This window comes from Candidatus Dependentiae bacterium, assembly GCA_026389015.1.
Lineage (GTDB): Bacteria > Babelota > Babeliae > Babelales > Vermiphilaceae > JAPLIR01.
The window spans coordinates 1-16787 of record JAPLIR010000023.1 but is presented as its reverse complement, the minus strand read 5'-3'; the positions used below and the strand labels follow the sequence as shown (position 1 = coordinate 16787).

At 38.6% G+C, this 16787-nt stretch carries 18 protein-coding genes; 3 read left to right on the top strand and 15 right to left on the bottom strand.

The genetic code is table 11. The features are described from left to right. Positions 1 to 5 precede the first annotated feature (5 nt). Both NTX86_04065 and NTX86_04060 read right to left on the bottom strand, forming a co-directional pair. Positions 6 to 836 (bottom strand): deoxyribonuclease IV, encoded by an 831-nt coding sequence (locus NTX86_04065; GenBank protein MCX5922478.1) that lies wholly within the window; start codon positions 834 to 836, stop codon positions 6 to 8. A gap of 10 nt (positions 837 to 846) precedes the next feature. Next, positions 847 to 2334 (bottom strand): phosphomannomutase/phosphoglucomutase, encoded by a 1488-nt coding sequence (locus tag NTX86_04060; GenBank protein ID MCX5922477.1) that lies wholly within the window; start codon positions 2332 to 2334, stop codon positions 847 to 849. Between the two features lie 210 nt (positions 2335 to 2544). Here NTX86_04060 and NTX86_04055 point away from each other — a divergent pair, with 210 nt between their 5' ends. The 3 genes from NTX86_04055 to NTX86_04045 all read left to right on the top strand — a co-directional run bounded on the left by NTX86_04055 (position 2545) and on the right by NTX86_04045 (position 7679). Next, complete coding sequence (locus tag NTX86_04055) at positions 2545 to 3126, top strand: ankyrin repeat domain-containing protein (GenBank protein MCX5922476.1); 582 nt, start codon at positions 2545 to 2547, stop codon at positions 3124 to 3126. Between the two features lie 145 nt (positions 3127 to 3271). Further along, the gene (locus NTX86_04050) at positions 3272 to 5989 is read left to right on the top strand and encodes an SMC family ATPase (protein MCX5922475.1); all 2718 of its coding nucleotides are present in this window, start codon (positions 3272 to 3274) and stop codon (positions 5987 to 5989) included. A gap of 157 nt (positions 5990 to 6146) precedes the next feature. Beyond that, positions 6147 to 7679: a pyridoxal phosphate-dependent aminotransferase gene (locus tag NTX86_04045; GenBank protein MCX5922474.1), complete on the top strand. Its 1533-nt coding sequence runs from the start codon at positions 6147 to 6149 to the stop codon at positions 7677 to 7679. 47 nt (positions 7680 to 7726) lie between these two features. On the opposite strand, the gene NTX86_04040 is transcribed toward NTX86_04045, so the two are convergent. From NTX86_04040 to secY, 13 genes are all read right to left on the bottom strand, one after another. Next, the gene (locus tag NTX86_04040; GenBank protein MCX5922473.1) at positions 7727 to 9391 is read right to left on the bottom strand and encodes a Vps62-related protein; all 1665 of its coding nucleotides are present in this window, start codon (positions 9389 to 9391) and stop codon (positions 7727 to 7729) included. A 210-nt stretch (positions 9392 to 9601) separates the two neighbouring features. Further along, complete coding sequence (locus NTX86_04035; GenBank protein ID MCX5922472.1) at positions 9602 to 10192, bottom strand: hypothetical protein; 591 nt, start codon at positions 10190 to 10192, stop codon at positions 9602 to 9604. 323 nt (positions 10193 to 10515) lie between these two features. Next, positions 10516 to 10746 carry a NifU family protein gene (locus NTX86_04030; protein ID MCX5922471.1) on the bottom strand — a complete coding sequence of 77 codons (231 nt, stop codon included), beginning with the start codon at positions 10744 to 10746 and terminating at the stop codon, positions 10516 to 10518. A gap of 9 nt (positions 10747 to 10755) precedes the next feature. Further along, the gene (rplQ, locus tag NTX86_04025; protein MCX5922470.1) at positions 10756 to 11112 is read right to left on the bottom strand and encodes a 50S ribosomal protein L17; all 357 of its coding nucleotides are present in this window, start codon (positions 11110 to 11112) and stop codon (positions 10756 to 10758) included. A gap of 39 nt (positions 11113 to 11151) precedes the next feature. After that, the gene (locus tag NTX86_04020) at positions 11152 to 12198 is read right to left on the bottom strand and encodes a DNA-directed RNA polymerase subunit alpha (GenBank protein MCX5922469.1); all 1047 of its coding nucleotides are present in this window, start codon (positions 12196 to 12198) and stop codon (positions 11152 to 11154) included. A gap of 50 nt (positions 12199 to 12248) precedes the next feature. Continuing rightward, positions 12249 to 12851, bottom strand: coding sequence for a 30S ribosomal protein S4 (gene rpsD / locus NTX86_04015; protein MCX5922468.1), 603 nt, complete (start codon positions 12849 to 12851; stop codon positions 12249 to 12251). 76 nt (positions 12852 to 12927) lie between these two features. Further along, positions 12928 to 13311, bottom strand: a complete 384-nt coding sequence (gene rpsK, locus NTX86_04010) for a 30S ribosomal protein S11 (protein MCX5922467.1) — start codon at positions 13309 to 13311, stop codon at positions 12928 to 12930. A gap of 42 nt (positions 13312 to 13353) precedes the next feature. Next, on the bottom strand, positions 13354 to 13743 hold the full coding sequence (gene rpsM, locus NTX86_04005) for a 30S ribosomal protein S13 (protein ID MCX5922466.1): 390 nt from the start codon (positions 13741 to 13743) through the stop codon (positions 13354 to 13356). 21 nt (positions 13744 to 13764) lie between these two features. Then, positions 13765 to 13881 (bottom strand): 50S ribosomal protein L36, encoded by a 117-nt coding sequence (gene rpmJ / locus NTX86_04000; GenBank protein MCX5922465.1) that lies wholly within the window; start codon positions 13879 to 13881, stop codon positions 13765 to 13767. Positions 13882 to 13910: 29 nt separating this feature from the next. After that, positions 13911 to 14135 (bottom strand): translation initiation factor IF-1, encoded by a 225-nt coding sequence (gene infA, locus NTX86_03995; protein ID MCX5922464.1) that lies wholly within the window; start codon positions 14133 to 14135, stop codon positions 13911 to 13913. Between the two features lie 15 nt (positions 14136 to 14150). Beyond that, positions 14151 to 14915, bottom strand: a complete 765-nt coding sequence (map, locus tag NTX86_03990; GenBank protein MCX5922463.1) for a type I methionyl aminopeptidase — start codon at positions 14913 to 14915, stop codon at positions 14151 to 14153. Then, positions 14912 to 15610, bottom strand: coding sequence for a nucleoside monophosphate kinase (locus NTX86_03985; protein MCX5922462.1), 699 nt, complete (start codon positions 15608 to 15610; stop codon positions 14912 to 14914). The genes map and NTX86_03985 overlap by 4 nt, the downstream gene beginning before the upstream one ends. Further along, positions 15607 to 16787 (bottom strand): preprotein translocase subunit SecY (secY, locus tag NTX86_03980; GenBank protein ID MCX5922461.1); only part of this gene is annotated, 1181 nt, incomplete at its 5' end. The genes secY and NTX86_03985, both read right to left, overlap by 4 nt.

Here is a 16787-nt window from a genome sequence, read left to right as displayed (position 1 = left end):
TCTCCTTATTCAGTATGCCACTGCTTAATTTTATCTACCATCATCTGCTCTTGTTCTTGTTCCATTATCGGCAACTCCATGAGCAGAGGAATATTCTTGAGACGATCATGCAGCACAAAGCTCTTCAAGACTTCATCACCCAATACGCCTTTGCCAATAACTTCGTGCCGATCTTTTTTTGAGCCACGCTTTTCTTGGGTATCATTTAAATGTAACAAGGCAATACGCTCAATACCAATAGTTGCATCTAATAATTGAATAAACTCTTCTCGCGCAGTTGCGTCAATAATATCATAACCAAAAGAATGGGCGTGGGCAGTGTCAATGCAGAACAATATTTTTTCTGGATGGTCAAGCATGGTCAACAGTATCTGAAAATCATGCACATCGCCACCGATTGACCACGATCCATAGGCCGTATTTTCAAGCACAATTTTTATACTATGTTCTTTGGCCATAGTAGCGTTAATAATACGCGCCATAGCATCAATACCTTCTCGCCTTGTTTTTGCACCCTTTGCTGAACCAGGATGCAATACCAGATGCGTAAACTCAAGTTTTTTAGCAAGCGCTAATTCACGATCTAATGCATAATGCTTGGTGTACTTCACTCCCGCCAGATTAATCCAATAGGAACCATGTACATACAAATCCTTAAATTTTTCTTGGCGAATTTTAAGATACTTTTTAATGTCTTCCTGTTCGATGTGTATCAATGCCCCGGAGCCTTGTTGCACCAAAAAAGATTGAAATAATGGCAACTGCATAGCCAATGCTTTTTCGGCCACTTCAGTCAATGAATTGATAAGACGTAGATGTAACCCAATAGTTCTCAAAGTAGTATCCTTACAACAAATCAAGCTGTTTTTTTAACCACGATGCATCAAAATACGGGCACAATACATCGTAAAAATCCTGTTTGACCTGTTGCAAACCTTGCGGGGTACTCGATTCAAAGCGAATGGTTAATGCCGGTTGCGTGTTAGATACACGTACAAGACCCCAGCCATAAGGCATGGTTGCGCGTACGCCATCAATGGTTATCGCCTGAACATCATCACGTTTTATGAGTGCATCTTTAACCGCAGCAACAACACTATGCTTTTTATCTTCGTCGCACGGCACACGAAACTCGGGTGAACTATATTTTTTAGGAAAATCAGCCAAAAGTTCTTCAAGAGTTTTTCCTGAATCGACTAATAATTCAAACAACCGTAACATAGCGTATATGCCATCGTCATATCCAAAATAACGATCGTGAAAAAAGAAGTGACAGCTGAGTTCGCCACCAAGAAGTGCATGATGTTGCTTCATCATGTCTTTGATAATAGAGTGACCCGCCGGAGAAATACAAGGCTTAGCACCCATTTTTTCTAACATTTCAATAAGTCCGGAAGAACCCTTGATGTCAAATACTACCGATGCTCCAGGATTGTATTCAACAACTTGTTTTGCGAATAATGCAAGCAGCTGATCACCGGGAACAAGAAAACCATTTTTAGTCATCGGCGACATGCGGTCTGCATCCCCATCAAGTCCAATACCGATATCAATAGTGCTACGTTCAAGCACTGCTTTGACATCGCACATATTTTCATGAACGGTAGGATCAGCCTCGTGGTTTGGATAGGTGCCATCTACTTCAGCATAGAGTAACATCACATGCGCCCATCCCATTTTTTTAACCAAATCAGGCAACACCGTGCCTGCTGCGCCATTACCACAATCAACGACTGCAGAAAGCTTCATGCCTTTGATATGTTTAAATTTATCGACCAACCAATCAACATAGGCATTAACCATTGGTTGCTCAGTATACGTACCCTTATTAGCGGCATCAATAACACGTCCTTGCTTGAAGGCATGTTTAATTTCTTGAATTTTTTTGCCCCAGATACTTTCCTTGCCTAAGCAAATCTTCATACCATTATATTCTTTTGGATTATGTGATGCGGTAATCATGATCCCCGCATCAAACGGTTTGGTATGCATCGTAAAATAAAGAGCAGGTGTTGGACAAACACCAATAAATGAAACATCTAAGCCTGAATCCATAAAGCCCTTAGTCATAGCTTCTTTTATAGCTGGCGAATGGGTCCTTCCATCCATACCAATAGCAATTTTTTTTACGGATGGTTGTTGCTCGACCAAATACCACGCAATAGCTCGTGCAAGGCCATAGGTTTCTTCAACAATCAACTCAGAACCAACCTTACCACGAATATCATACTCTCTAAAAATCACGTCTTGCATAGCTTTATTCCCTTTTTGAGCATGTGCTGATAGCGTTAGAACCATCATTGTACCCATGTATAATTTTTTATAAATATCCACAAATGCTCCTTTTTTTAAATGCACTTCTCTCTTTTCTATAAATTCTACAAAATTACCGCGGAAAAGCTATGGACACCTGTAGCTTAAAGTAAATTAATATTTTAAATCTGGAAAATCAGCGATTCAACCTTTTAATTGCATACCCCCCCCTCTTTTTGGTCTAATTATAAATATAAATTCCCTATAAAAATTCTTAACCCGGAGATCGTTATGAAGAAAGTATCATTGTTAGTTATGTCTGCAGCATTGTACGGAATATATATGCCACCTATGATAGCTCGTCAGCAACAAAAACAAGACAAAAAAGAGGCCAATAAAGAGTTCGCTGATGCCGTTAAAAGAGGAAACCAATTTAATATTAAGAAGGCACTCGAAGCAGGGGCTGATAATGTTAATGTCAAAAATAGCGCAGGTAAGACAGCATTGATATTTGTAGTGGCAGCAGATGATTTAGATACCATGAGAAAATTGATTGCATTGGATGCTGATATTAATACTGCAGATAAAGAAGGCATGACTCCACTCATGTTTGCTGTATGGACTGGTGGCAACCCAGATCTCATAAAAGAATTAGTGATATCAGGCGCTGATATCACTCGTAAAGATAATCAGGGTAGGACCGCAGAAGAGATTGCCAAGAAAATGAAAAGTAAGACGAACAAAAAATTAATGAGCTCAAAAAAAATGCCTTCTAAAGAGAAGAAACGCATTCAAAAAGATATAAAATCTTTCGATAAAATTATTGCATTGCTTGAAGATTTCAAAAAACAAACTGAAGACGAAACTAAATAACATACGATAATAAAATAAGATAAGCGCATGCTCGTTCAATAATAATGGGTATGCGCTTATCTTTTACTCTAGCCCTTACCACCTATGCATGCTAAACTACTCACAATAATAACGCATACACCATTGATAAAGGCAAACCCAGAGTATGATTCCGTTAAAACTGCAACTAAAAAACTTCCTTAGCTACGGCCCCGATGTACAAACTATAGATTTTTCATCATACCCACTCATTTGTTTATCGGGTAAAAATGGTCATGGCAAATCAGCCCTACTCGACGCAATCACTTGGGCATTGTGGGGTCAAGCACGTAAAGTTTCAGGTAGTTCAAAAGCAGATCAAGGATTATTACGCCTCGGGCAAACCCAAATGATGGTTACCCTCGACTTTGAATTCAACAATCAACTCTACCGCATACGTCGTGAATTTGCACAAACCTATGGCAAGCCTTATGCGGCACTTGATTTTGGCCTATTAGATGCGAATGAATCATTTATTCCACTCACCGATAAAACTATTAGCGCAACCCAAGCGGTGATAGAACAAACGTTGAATCTCACGTTTGATTCTTTTTCTAATTCAGCATTTTTACGCCAAGGCCAGGCCAATGAATTTTCCAAAAAATCGCCCAAGGATCGTAAAGAAATTCTGGCAACCATTTTGGGACTCAACCAATATGAGGCCATTAAAAAATTAGCCATGGAAAAAATTCGAGAAGCAAACAGTACCATAGCCAGCCGTACCACGCTGCAAGAAAAAATTGAGCATGAACTGCAAAACACAGCAACTATTATTGCGCAGCTTATGGATATTACGACGCAATCGACAACCCTTGCAACACAAGAAGCGGCGACAACACAAGAACGAGATGCGTTAACCAAAACACAAAAACAACTCATCGAAGACCAAAAACAATATCAAGTCTTAGCATTTCATTATGAACAACTCCGCAAACAAGAAATAGAGCATCTAGAGCTGTTGCAAAGAGATATGCGCGAGTGGAAATCGGTACACAAAAAACAATTAACCTTTACCGACATCGCACAATTAGAAGCTGACAAACAACGCCTGATTAATGAAATCAAACAACATCAACAACATCTACAAAAGAATTTGGACTTAAAAGAACAGTACCTCAAACAAAAAGAACAAGCGCAGCAGCTTGCACATACCTTACGCGAAAAACAAGCTGCAACATTGAATCAAAAAAAGGTACAGATCGAACGTTTAATCATTGAAAAAAAATCGCTCGAACACACGATAGAAGAAAGTACAAAACGTAGCGATTTGCTCAAAAAAGAAAAAACACAATGCATTACACAATTGACCGCAATGCAGATCACCCTCAAAGAAAAATCTGCGACGCTGAACAGTCACACTATCATCGAAAAGCAATTTGAACGACGTAAAGAATATTACCAAAAGTTCCTCGAGCAGGGTCGTTGGCTCACCGGAGAATTAGAAAATTTAGAACAGAAAAAACAGTTAGCGCACGATGACGAAGATCCAAGTTGCCCACTCTGCGAACAAAATTTATCCGCAGCACGCAAAAGATTTTTAAAAAATAAATTCGTTGAACAAGAACAATTTTTGCGCCACCGTTTGCAACGTATCACGAACGTAGTAAAACAATTAAAAAAAATACTCATCGATCAACATGCCACACTGGAAGATGCACGCAAGCAACTCGAACTCTTGGCAACGTTGCAAATAAAGAGTGAAGAACATACAAAAAATAGTGAAAAATTAGATGCTGCGCTACAAGAATTAAACATCACGACAACCACGCACAACAAGCAGCTCATCGACACCGCAACACTTTTAGTTACCGAACAAACAGCACTCGCTTTACTCATTCAACAAGAACATGCAGCCATAGAACAAAACAACGAATATCAAATGATGACCGCTGTATTAAAGTCACTGGAGCTAGAAGCAAAGGGTATTGCCTATAACCAACTAGAACATAAGAAAGCAGTTGATACCTTGCAGCAGATCGAACAACAACTCACTGAATACACCAAGCTCATCAATGAAGCTTCGTTACAAACGCAACGACAAAAAACAATTAGTGAATTGTGCGCACAACTCAAAAAGATTCGTGCTGAAAAAAAAGAACTCTCCGCAACCTGCGCCACCTACCAAGATTTAGCAGTACGCCAATCAACACTCGAAGCGCAAGACGCTACCTTGACGCAAACAATCAAAGAGCTAGCACAACGCAAAGAGCAGCTCTTACAAGAAAAAGCGCGCTTAGAAACACAACAAAAAGCGCTTGTGCAGCTTGAAAAAGAACACAAAGAACAACAACAGATGATCCTGGCGTTACAAAACACCATATACGATTACCAAACCATTGCTGCCGCCACCGGCAAAGATGGTATTCAGGCACTGCTCATCGAAGATGCTATTCCAGAAATTGAACATGAAGCAAATTATTTGCTTTCACGTTTGACCAACAACCAATCACAAGTATTTTTTGAATCGCTGCGTGATTTGAAAAAAGGCGGCACCAAAGAAACACTTGATATTAAAATTTCCGATTCTGCGGGCATTCGTCCTTATGAGTTATTTTCGGGTGGAGAGGCATTTAGAATAGATTTTGCACTCCGCATTGCTATATCCAAATTGCTTGCGCGTAGAGCAGGCACATCACTCCAAACGCTCATTATTGATGAAGGGTTTGGGTCACAAGACGAAGAAGGACTCGCGCTGATTATGGATGCTTTGTATAAAATTCAGGATGACTTTGCAAAAATCATTATTGTATCCCATTTACCTTCCATGAAGGATCAATTTCCCGTCCACTTCTTTATTGATAAAGGGCCATCAGGAAGCACCGTTACGGTAATTGAACAGGGGTAGAAATACCTTCCATAAGAATATTGCCTCAAACCTATATTATAGTGATTTCTGCCTATAATACGAACCCCTATTGACAAAAAAACCCATTATGTTATTCTATTTGTAAATAGATGTTATTTTAAAAAGATTTCATATATATAAATGGAGTGATTTCATTATGCGCAATAAAACAATACTACTTTTGTCGTTATGTATAGTAACCTTAGTTGCAGCAACCTGCTTCAAAGTATGTTCAGTTTCTGTTACAGAAACTAAAGAACATCATACCTTATTTAAACCCAATGGTACGCCAGCTGGAACCATAGATACTTTAATGTTGCTTAATATGTGGACTCATCATGTAGACGAGCAGCTACAAACAAAGACAGGAAAATCAGATATGATTTTTGCTGGCATAGGAAAACCATCCTATTTTTTAAATGAGGATCTTGCTCGCTCAGCAGCTGATTATTGGCAAAGCTTGGTTGATGCCAATACCCAACTAGTAAAATCGATATCTCAAAAAAATATGTCAGTTGAAGATAACATAGAAACTATAAGAACGAATTCAACCGCAATAGACTATGGTGATCTTGCAGGAGAACTTCCCTACCGAACCACGATGGCGCAAGCCCTTTCAGCATGGCATAACACATCAATACATCCTGATGATATTATTTTCTCCGTGGGTGGCGCAGGAGCACTAAGAATGCTTTTTAAAATAATTAATGAAAAAAAACCTCATGGACGGATTATAGCAACGGCTCCTTTCTATCCGTTTTATAATAATGAGACTCATGGCAATAATTTACACTTGATTGATCTGCTCAAAGAACCTGGCTATCGATTAACTGCCAAAGCAGTACAAAAAAGTATAGATACTGCACAGGAGCTGGCACAAAAAGATGGTCATGCCATTAGCGCCTTTCTATTTTGTGATCCGAATAATCCATTAGGTTTTATTGTTGGCCAGGAAGAATGGAAAAATATTGCACATGTACTTAAAAATACTCCTGCTGACATTCCTATCATTTTAGATGAAGCATATGCCGAAGTCGTCTGTGGAGACAAGCAGCATGAATCGCTATTAACTGCAGCACCGGAATTAAAAGATCGTATCGTTTTATTCCGCTCTACTACAAAAGGGTTTTCTGCAAGTGGTGAACGTATGGCAGTCATCGTATGTCACAATAAAGAATTGAGAGAAAATATCATTAATGAAGGCGCACTTGCTTATTTACATCTACCACGGAGTTTACAATATGCCTACTCACAAGGCATGCTTCATTTTACTCCAGAAAAAAGAAAACAATTGAGTAATCATTATACAGTTCAAACTGAATACGTACAAAATCGACTCAAGCAGATGAATATTCAGATGCCTGATCCAGCATATAAAGTACAGGGAACTTTTTATGTACTAGCTGACTTGCACTGTTTATTCGGAACTCAAATGCCCGCTGAAGCAAAAAAAGTACTGGGTAAAACTGGCCTTATTTCTACCGATGAAGAACTATGTTATTCATTGTTATTAGATGAACATATTATGATCAGTCCTCTGTCTTATTTTGGTGCAGACCCAAAACTAGGGTATGTACGCATTACCTGTTCTGGCGGCATTACTGAATTAACAGAACTTCTCAATCGCTTAGAAAAGAAGATTGCAATGAAAAAATTGAGTTTATCTGGAATAGAAGCCAGAAATTCTTAGCAAAAGATTGTAGGAGTGTGTGCGTCACCCACTCCTACTCAATCTCTTTAATCAGGGATCCCTGCTTCAGGAATAGATTTTACAATGCATCCAATATATTTTGCATTTTGGAAAAAATTTGATGATGGGTTTTCACAGAACCATTTACTTGGCGTATATGCGCGGCCAATATCACCCTTGACGCCTATCTTTTTCTTATAGACAAGTCTGTTTTCTCGCGCTGTTTGTTCTGTATCCATCTCTGGGAACCAACCGCCCGCAGCTGCTGAGTCAATACCATGCGCGCCGTAACGTCCCGCAAAATACAGAAAGCCCATAGTTTTAGGATTAAAACGTGGATCACCTTCAGGATAAAGACGCACTAAATTTTGGGGTATCCATTGAATACCATTACCCGTTACATCGTTGGCCACACCAAATATACGAACGTACGTACCATCTTGGGGATAACATCCGTGTCCATAGTGCGCCGAATACACAAGAATACGTCCATTGATACGTTTTATATCTGGATGGTTCGCATCAAGCCAAAAACCTTCTCTTTTGCCATGAGATCCATAATAGATACGTTTCAACTTTCTACTCGATTTATCAAATTCTAAGGTAACGTGTTCTAGATCTGATTCATGATAGTTTTGAAACTCGGCGACGTTTCCTTGTAGTGGACCAATATCATAAGGTCCATTTAAGCCATAGAAATAGAGATATTGAATGTAAATATTGTTATCTTGTTCAGAAGTCACCACCCACATAGGAGTAATAAGATTGCCATTGGCATCTTTGTTTGCTACCGGCCCTTTGCTCGTGTAACCAACACCATTTGGATTAGATCCAAATATAGTACAATGAGGATTATCAATATACATATCAGGATTATTTCTCTGTATAATGGGTAGATTTTTATAAAAATTCTCATACATTTTTTCAAAGGTGATAGTGCCGACCTCTCCACCCGCAATGGTCATTATAGTATTGGCCTGTGGATTTCGAAGTTTAATTGAGGTCCCTTGTGACGTAAAATATTCATTTGGCCAAATGGGTAAATAAAGCTCACTATCTTCCAAATGGACAACAGGAGCATGTGCTTTTATAAGTTCAAGATACCCTTCAGTATCTTCTTTTTTAATTTGCAGATCAACTTCATTGTCATAAGCGCTCATAAGAGGAGGTAAAAAACTATTAGGTTGTTTGAAATTTGTAGGTGGCTGATCACAATAGACCGGTCTCTCTTTACCTTTTTGCCAGTTTTCAATCATTTTTTTCATCATATCTGTAGCCATTGTGACGTTGTTAGCGGCTTCTTCTCCAAAAGCCTTTACTTTATCAACGGCATCTTTCCCAAAAGATTCTACAGCAGATCCAAAGTCTTCAAATCCACCTTTTATAGTCTTGCCAACATCTTCAAATCCGGCTTTCACTTGGTCAAAAAAATCTTTCTTACTGACGTCGCCCAGCCTTTGATAAATTGCTTGTGCTGTGTTGATTATGCTCACCATTTTACGATTTGCTTTCTCTAATGCCTGCTGAGCTATATCGCGCTGTTGAGTATTTTCCAACACCTTGGTTTTATCTTTTATTTGTTGTACTGCAAGAAGAGCATCATTAATGTTACCTTGTAGCCCATATTTAAAATCAAGCAATTGGCCAGGATTTGAAGTCTGGTTGGCAAAGCGAAGTCCCGTGTTAAAAAAATCTTCAATTGCCTGTAACATAACCATTGAGCAGTTGAAGCTATCCAATAATTTTTTGCAATAACGTATTTAACCACTCCATGTACCATTTCCTGGCCGTACTCTTGGTCCGTTAATGGCTTCATGGTAAGAGTAAACAAAGCAGCTTGCCCTATGCCGGCTAAGGCTAATAAAAATAAGATATTTTTTTTCATTTCTGTCTCCATTTTTCAAAGTCTTTAAAAGTACGATCTATAATATCTCTCCAAAAATTTCTACCCCAAGTTCTATACCTTTTTTTATGGCCTCTTCATTTTGTTGCTCTTGACTATCTGGCGTACCAAATGATACGAAGTCATTATTATAGCCACAACGAGCAGGGGCTTCATTCAGGCCGGTCCTTACAGGATTATGAGGATTGGCAGGAAGCTGTTTAGCAGCTTGATCACATTCATAAAATTCAACGCCATTTTGTGTAAATGCATCATAGTAACCACTCATACCTCGGTACCCATAGGCTATGCCACAAGCAGCAACCATTATCTGACGAGCTAGATATTTTGAACTAGGATTGGCATGAACATAGTTTTTAAGCCCATCTATCAACCCAGCTACTTGATTAGTATTTGAACTGCAAATTGCGTTGCCAAATGCAACAGGAAAACCCCCGTTATACAGTATCAGATAATTCCAATTGGCATCGTTAACTTGGACCGCACCATAGGTTTGCGCAAGCCAAGTATCAAGTGTAGCAACACCCGTAACCGGGGGAATTGAGCCTTCAAGAGAGAAAGCCTGCCACATACCTACTAAAACCAATAACAATAAAATATTTCTTTTCATCTCTCTCTCCATGTCAGGCAAACAAACCTGGAATTACCCTATAATTCAACTAATAACTTCATATTCTACCCCATGATGACATATTTTCAATTAGAAAATCAATATATTCATGGCATGAATCAATTAATCCAATTAGAATGACGTGGGGTCGAAAAAAACCAAGTTTTTAGAGTCGATGTACTGAAAAGACAGAAGATGTTCTAGCGACTTAATTTATTGGAGATGCAATTTAAAAAATACCAGACAACCAAAAAGCCTTTGTAATAAGCGTTATATTCTTATTACAAAGGCTTTAATTTTTTTGATAATGCAATTGATGTTATTTAATCAACCTGTACAACTTCAGTAACACCAGGAACTTGCTCTTTAAGAGAATCTTCAAGGCCAAGCTTCAAGGTGTACATTGATGCTGGACAACCAACACAAGCACCATGCATTCTTACATACACAATACCTTGTTCAAACTTGACGAACTCAATATCGCCGCCATCTCTTTGAACCATTGGTCTTAGTTGACTAAATACCTGATCTATTTTGTTCAGGGTCTCTTGCATCATAGGTTGTTATACCCATTCCAATCTTGCAATCGTAGCAGTATCACTTTTTCTTTGACCCATAGGAATAACGCGGGTGTAACCACCTGGGCGTTGTGCATATTTAGGTGCAATATCAGTGAACAACTTTAACAAGGTATCTTGCTTATAAGGCAAAATAGCTTGTGCGCGACGACGTGAGTTGAAATCATTGCCCACACGAGCAACAGTAATCAATTTTTCTACAAAGCGTTGTACTTCTTTAACACGCACTTTAGTAGAAACCAAGAAACCATAAGTAATTAAATGGATTGCTTGGTTACGTAATAGCGCTTTTTTATGAGCGGGTTTTACGTTTAATTTTCTTCTATCAATTTGATGTTTCATTGTAATTCCAGTGGATCTTCAATGCAGTAAATAATTTACTTATTCTTCGTTATTTTTCAATACTTTTTTTAAGTCTGATTCTTTGATGCCCATGCTGAAAGAAAGACCAAATGCCTTCATGCTTTCCTTCACTTCAGTCAATGACTTACGTCCAAAGTTTTTAATTCTTAAGACATCATCTTCTGACATGTTCACTAAGTCAATCACACGTTTAATATCAGCATTAATGAGACAATTGTGCGCACGTACTGAAAGCTCTAATTCATCAATTGGCTTGAGCAATAAATCAACCGGCACACCTTTGAGGCCGAAACCATCTAAAGCAACTGGCTCTTGTTCTTTTTCTTCTTCAGGTAATGCAGAAATTTGATTAAATGGAATTTCTGCGCTTGCTAAGAAATGTTCAAGTTGTGTTCTTAGCACGGATACTGAATAATGAACAACATCAAGAGGATTTTCAGAACCATCTGTGTGAATTTTGAGCGTCAATTTGTCGTAGTCAATGTTGCCACCAACACGTGTTTTCTCAACATCAAAAGTCACTTGTCTAATCGGAGAGAACATAGCATCAACATAAATGCGGCCATCTTCTAAGAAAGCTTTTCTTTCAGGCCATTGCGCTACGCGATAACCTCTACCGTTTTCAACAAAGAACTCGATATCAAGTTCGCCACCTGGAGCAACATGCGCAATAACATGATCAAGGTTTACTAATTCTAAATGCTCATCTGCAACGATATCTGCAACACGAGCAGTAGCTTCTCCCTTAATCGTAAGACGCATTGTACCGGGCTTACCCTCTTTATTACGGATAACGATATCTTTAATATTAAGCACCAGCTGCATGGTATCTTCTATAACACCCTCAACAACCGAAAACTCATTATTAACGCCCTTAATGGTGACTGATGTCACGGCTGAACCTTCAACAGCGCCTAAGAGTATTCGTCGTAAAGCATTCCCTAAGGTAATACCGAACCCAGGCTCTAATGGTTGAGCAACTAACTCACCATAAGAACTTGTTAGTTCTTTTTTATTCCAACTCAAGCGTGGAATAGTCAAAGGTTTATACTCCTTCCTATCCATGTAATCTCCTGCTAATAATAAAAAAATCGTACTATACGTAACAACACTAATTACTTAGAGTACAACTCTACAATCAAGTGCTCTTCAATTGGAACTTGAATATCAGTACGAGCAGGATTACGTAACACACGTCCCTTACGCTCGTTCTTATCAAGTTCTAACCATTCTGGAACTTTGATCGCCATTTTCAATCTTTTATCTATAACTTGCTCCAAAAACGCTGCCTTATTAGCAACAGTAGCACCCAATGATATTTCATCATTCAATGATACCAAGAAAGAAGGTGATGACACCTTTTTGCCATTAACCTTAATGTGGCCATGGACAATAATTTGACGAGCTTGCACACGTGTTGTAGCCATCTTTAGTCTGTAGATAGTATTATCAAGACGTCTTTCCAACAAACTCAATAAGTTTTCGCCTGTTGCGCCTTCACGTGTCTGAATAGCAATACTAAAGAAACGTCTAAATTGACTTTCTCGCATGCCATAGATGCCTTTTACTTTTTGTTTTTCAGCTAATTGCTTACCGTATTCAGAAAGCTTTTTACCCGGACGCTTGGAAGGTTGTTCCGCACTGTTATCCGTAGTCTTTCTGCTACTTGTACCACGCTTAGCGTTTTGATCAGCAAATCCTGTTGGTTTTCTTTCCATGTTCACCTTATCATATCTGGAATGACATTACCGCCATATTATAAAACTTATCATATCTCCGTTACGTATACCGTTCTTATACTCGGCGCTTTTTGGGAGCTCGGGTACCATTGTGAGGCAACGGGGTTACATCACGCAAAACAGTAACATTCAACCCTGAAGATTGAAACGCACGCACTATTGAATCTCTTCCTGATCCAGGTCCTTGCAAGTTCACTTCAACACTTCTAATGCCTAGCGCAACCATATCTTTAGCAAGACCAGTACCTATTTGCGTTGCCGCAAATGGTGTCCCTTTACGTGAACCCTTAAAACCTAATCTACCAGAGCTACCTTGAAGAAGAACATCACCACCGGTAGTAGTAATCGAAACAAGGGTGTTATTAAAAGTAGACTTCACGTGTGCTACTGCTAAATCAACCTGTCTTTTGGTTTTTTTAGACTTTTTTTTGTATGCCATTCTGTCCTTTAAATCACTAACGTATCATTCAAGGTTTATTAATTATTTTTTGGTTACTTTACGCTTCAATGCAACTTGACCGCCAGCTTTACGAGGTCCCTTGCGAGTTCTAGCATTGGTCTTAGTACGTTGTCCACGTGCAGGTAAGCCTTTTTTATGACGTGATCCACGATACGACCCAATTTCTTGTAGACGCTTGATGTTCATTGCGATATCTTTACGCAATTCACCTTCCGTCATATAATTATTAGAAACTTCTTTTTGAATCGCTGCAACTTCTTCGTCAGATAAGTCTCTCACACGTTTGTCATAACTAATTTTTAGTTTTGTTAAAACATCTTGCGATAACTTTAAACCTATACCAAAAAGATAGGTCAATCCATATTCAATTCTTTTGTTAGATGGTAAATTAACACCTTCTATTCTAGCCATACAATCCCTTGCTCTAGTGCGTTAACCTTGACGTTGTTTATGACGAGCGCTTTTTTTACAAAGCACACGGACAACACCAGCACGTTTAATAATGCAACACTCTTTACAAATTTTTTTAACAGATGTTCGTACTTTCATCGCTGAGTTCCTTATGCAACAATCATTCGTTATGTTTTATAGCGCAATACAATTCTTCCCCGAGTCAAATCATATGGTGAAAGTTCCAAGGCAACCTTATCACCTGGCAAAATTCTGATGTAATGCATGCGCATTTTTCCAGAAACATGTGCCAATACTTCATGCCCACCTTCAATAACGACACGAAACATGGCATTCGGCAATGTTTCCTTCACAACACCATCAACTTTTATTACATCTTCTTTTTGTTTCATAGAACTTTCAAATCCTTAATCCGTGGTTATTTTTCTTGTTAAAATTCTTGGATTGCCCTCAGTGATAACAACCGTGTCTTCCACATGAGAAGCCCAACTTTTATCTACTGTTTTGGCCGTCCAACCATCATCGGCAACATACACATCATACTTACCCACAGTCAACATAGGCTCTAACGCAAATGCCATTCCCGGTCGCAATATTGGGCCCATACCAGGTTTTCCATAGTTTAACACTTCTGGATCCTCGTGCATGGATTTCCCAATACCATGTCCTGCAAAATCACGCACTACACCAAATCCATGCATTTCAGCTTCTTCTTGTATCGCAGCTGAAATATCAGATAAGCGATTGCCCGCACGAGCCTTTTCAATACCCTTATCTAAAGCTCGCTGTGTTGCTTCAACCAATTTTTGAATAGAAGCATCAGCAGGTTTTCCAATAATGAATGAACGTGCCATATCAGCACAGTAACCCTTGAAGGAAGCGCATATGTCAACTTTAACCAAATCCCCATCCTTTAAAATCGAATGAGCAGATGGAACTCCATGAACTACTTCATCATTAACAGAGACACAGCTGGAATGTTTATATCCCATATAGCCACGTGTTTTTGATGTCAAATCTCTTTTTTTTAATTCTTGTGCAATCCAAGTGTCAATATCTAAAGTACTTGTTCCCGGTTGCAGCAAAAAAGTCATAGTATCAACAATATCAACTAGAAGTTGTCCTGCTTCCTCCATTTTGGCAATGGAAGCTTTATTTTTTAAAGTAATCATCCAGCTTTAAGTCCTATTCCCATCAATCTTTTAAAATCCTCAAATATCTCATTAAGAGACCGCTCAACATTACACTCTGTAACGGCATGTTGTGCGTTAATATAAAAATTTAAAAGATCTTGTTCGTGTTTACGATATATTTGCAAACGTTCTACTATTGCTTCTTCTTCATCATCTTTTCTTTTTGTAAGTGGATTTCCACAAGTATCGCATATCATCTCTTTTTGCGGAACTAACGTTGATCCAGTACTCAGCGAATAAATAGCCTGACACTCAATGTTTGAACAAATATATCGATTGCACAAACGTGCAATCACTTTTTCATGTGAAATAAACAGTTTTACAACGGTCAATTTCAAATGGCTTTCTTTATCCTTTAAATACTCACCAAGAGCTTTTGCTTGCGCAACTGTTCTTGGAAAGCCATCTAAAATAACCGCCGGAACCCGACCAATTTGACTTGAAAGCCATTCGTCAACAACACCAGTCATAAGACTATCAGAAACTAGTTTACCAGATTTTATAGCAAAATCTATCTGCTTACCAATTTCTGTCTGTTCAGCTATATGCTTTCTGCACAAATTACCAGTTGACAATTGTTTCCAGCCAAGATTTTTAATACATAGATTAGCCAGTGATCCTTTGCCTGCGCCAGGTGGGCCAATTAATATAATAACATCAGTCTTGGAGTTCAACGTGCTACTCCTCTAGCTTTCATTCTGCCGCTTGACAGAAACCCTTCATAACGATGCTCAATCAAATAAGCTTCAATTTGAGCCGCAGTATCTAAGGCAACACCAACAACGATCAGTAATGCCGTACCGCCCAAATTGAATGGTATTTTAATAAAAACACTCAAAATGGTTGGTGATAATGCAAGAAGACCCAAATAAATGGCTCCAATCAAACCAATGCGATTCAAAATATAATTAAAAAATTCAGCAGTTTTTCTTCCAGGACGAATGCCAGGAATAAATCCACCACTTTTCTTAATATTATCAGCAAGCTCATCAGGATTAAATACCAATGCAGTGTAGAAGAAAGAGAAAAATATAATAAGCACAAAATTTAACATATTATAGAGAATTCCCGTATAACTAAAATGCTCAGCAAGCGTTTTAAAGAAATCAAAACGTGTGGCAAGCATAGAAAAAAGAAATACTGGGATATTCAACACAGCACTCGAAAAAATCACTGGCATAACACCGGCCGTATTAATTTTAAATGGTATATAGGAGCTTTGACCGCCATACACCCTTTGTCCAACTACACGTCTGGTATATTGTACCGGTATTTTTCGTTCGCCTTTTTCTAAAAAGACAATGCAGGCAGTAATGGCTACAAAAACAACAGCAATAATAACTGCTGTTTCCCAACCCATAAGCCCCTGCTCTACAGAACCCAATACTCTAATAACATCGTCAGGGAAACGAGCAACAATACCCGCAAAAATTATCATGGAACTACCATTACCAATGCCAAATAGTGAGATTTGCTCACCAAGCCACATAGTAATCATGGAACCTACCGTTAATGTTAAAATAAACATAATCCGGAATCCCCAACCTGGGTCAAGAACTAGATTAAATTTTTCAACCAGCATGGCATACCCTAGACCCTGCATGATACTGACACCAAACGTTAAATAACGCGTGTATTGATTAACAATCTTACGTCCGTATTCACCTTCCTTCATTAGTTGTTCTAATGATGGAATGGTCATACTTAACATTTGCATCATAATCGATGCAGTAATGTAAGGCCCGATGCCCAATGCAAACAATGTACATTTACTCAGGGCACCACCAGAAAACAAATCTAAGTAGGTAAATAATCCACCCAAACCTGAAGACTGTTTCATCAGTTGGCTTA

Bases quoted from the DNA above. Each gene is read 5' to 3' on its own strand.
- NTX86_04055 (MCX5922476.1), top strand. From the start codon at position 2,545: ATGAAGAAAGTATCATTGTTAGTTATGTCTGCAGCATTGTACGGAATA.
- NTX86_04050 (MCX5922475.1), top strand. From the start codon at position 3,272: ATGATTCCGTTAAAACTGCAACTAAAAAACTTCCTTAGCTACGGCCCC.
- NTX86_04045 (MCX5922474.1), top strand. From the start codon at position 6,147: ATGCGCAATAAAACAATACTACTTTTGTCGTTATGTATAGTAACCTTA.
- NTX86_04040 (MCX5922473.1), bottom strand. From the start codon at position 9,391: ATGTTACAGGCAATTGAAGATTTTTTTAACACGGGACTTCGCTTTGCC.
- NTX86_04035 (MCX5922472.1), bottom strand. From the start codon at position 10,192: ATGAAAAGAAATATTTTATTGTTATTGGTTTTAGTAGGTATGTGGCAG.
- NTX86_04030 (MCX5922471.1), bottom strand. From the start codon at position 10,746: ATGCAAGAGACCCTGAACAAAATAGATCAGGTATTTAGTCAACTAAGA.
- rplQ (MCX5922470.1), bottom strand. From the start codon at position 11,112: ATGAAACATCAAATTGATAGAAGAAAATTAAACGTAAAACCCGCTCAT.
- NTX86_04020 (MCX5922469.1), bottom strand. From the start codon at position 12,198: ATGGATAGGAAGGAGTATAAACCTTTGACTATTCCACGCTTGAGTTGG.
- rpsD (MCX5922468.1), bottom strand. From the start codon at position 12,851: ATGGAAAGAAAACCAACAGGATTTGCTGATCAAAACGCTAAGCGTGGT.
- rpsK (MCX5922467.1), bottom strand. From the start codon at position 13,311: ATGGCATACAAAAAAAAGTCTAAAAAAACCAAAAGACAGGTTGATTTA.
- rpsM (MCX5922466.1), bottom strand. From the start codon at position 13,743: ATGGCTAGAATAGAAGGTGTTAATTTACCATCTAACAAAAGAATTGAA.
- rpmJ (MCX5922465.1), bottom strand. From the start codon at position 13,881: ATGAAAGTACGAACATCTGTTAAAAAAATTTGTAAAGAGTGTTGCATT.
- infA (MCX5922464.1), bottom strand. From the start codon at position 14,135: ATGAAACAAAAAGAAGATGTAATAAAAGTTGATGGTGTTGTGAAGGAA.
- map (MCX5922463.1), bottom strand. From the start codon at position 14,915: ATGATTACTTTAAAAAATAAAGCTTCCATTGCCAAAATGGAGGAAGCA.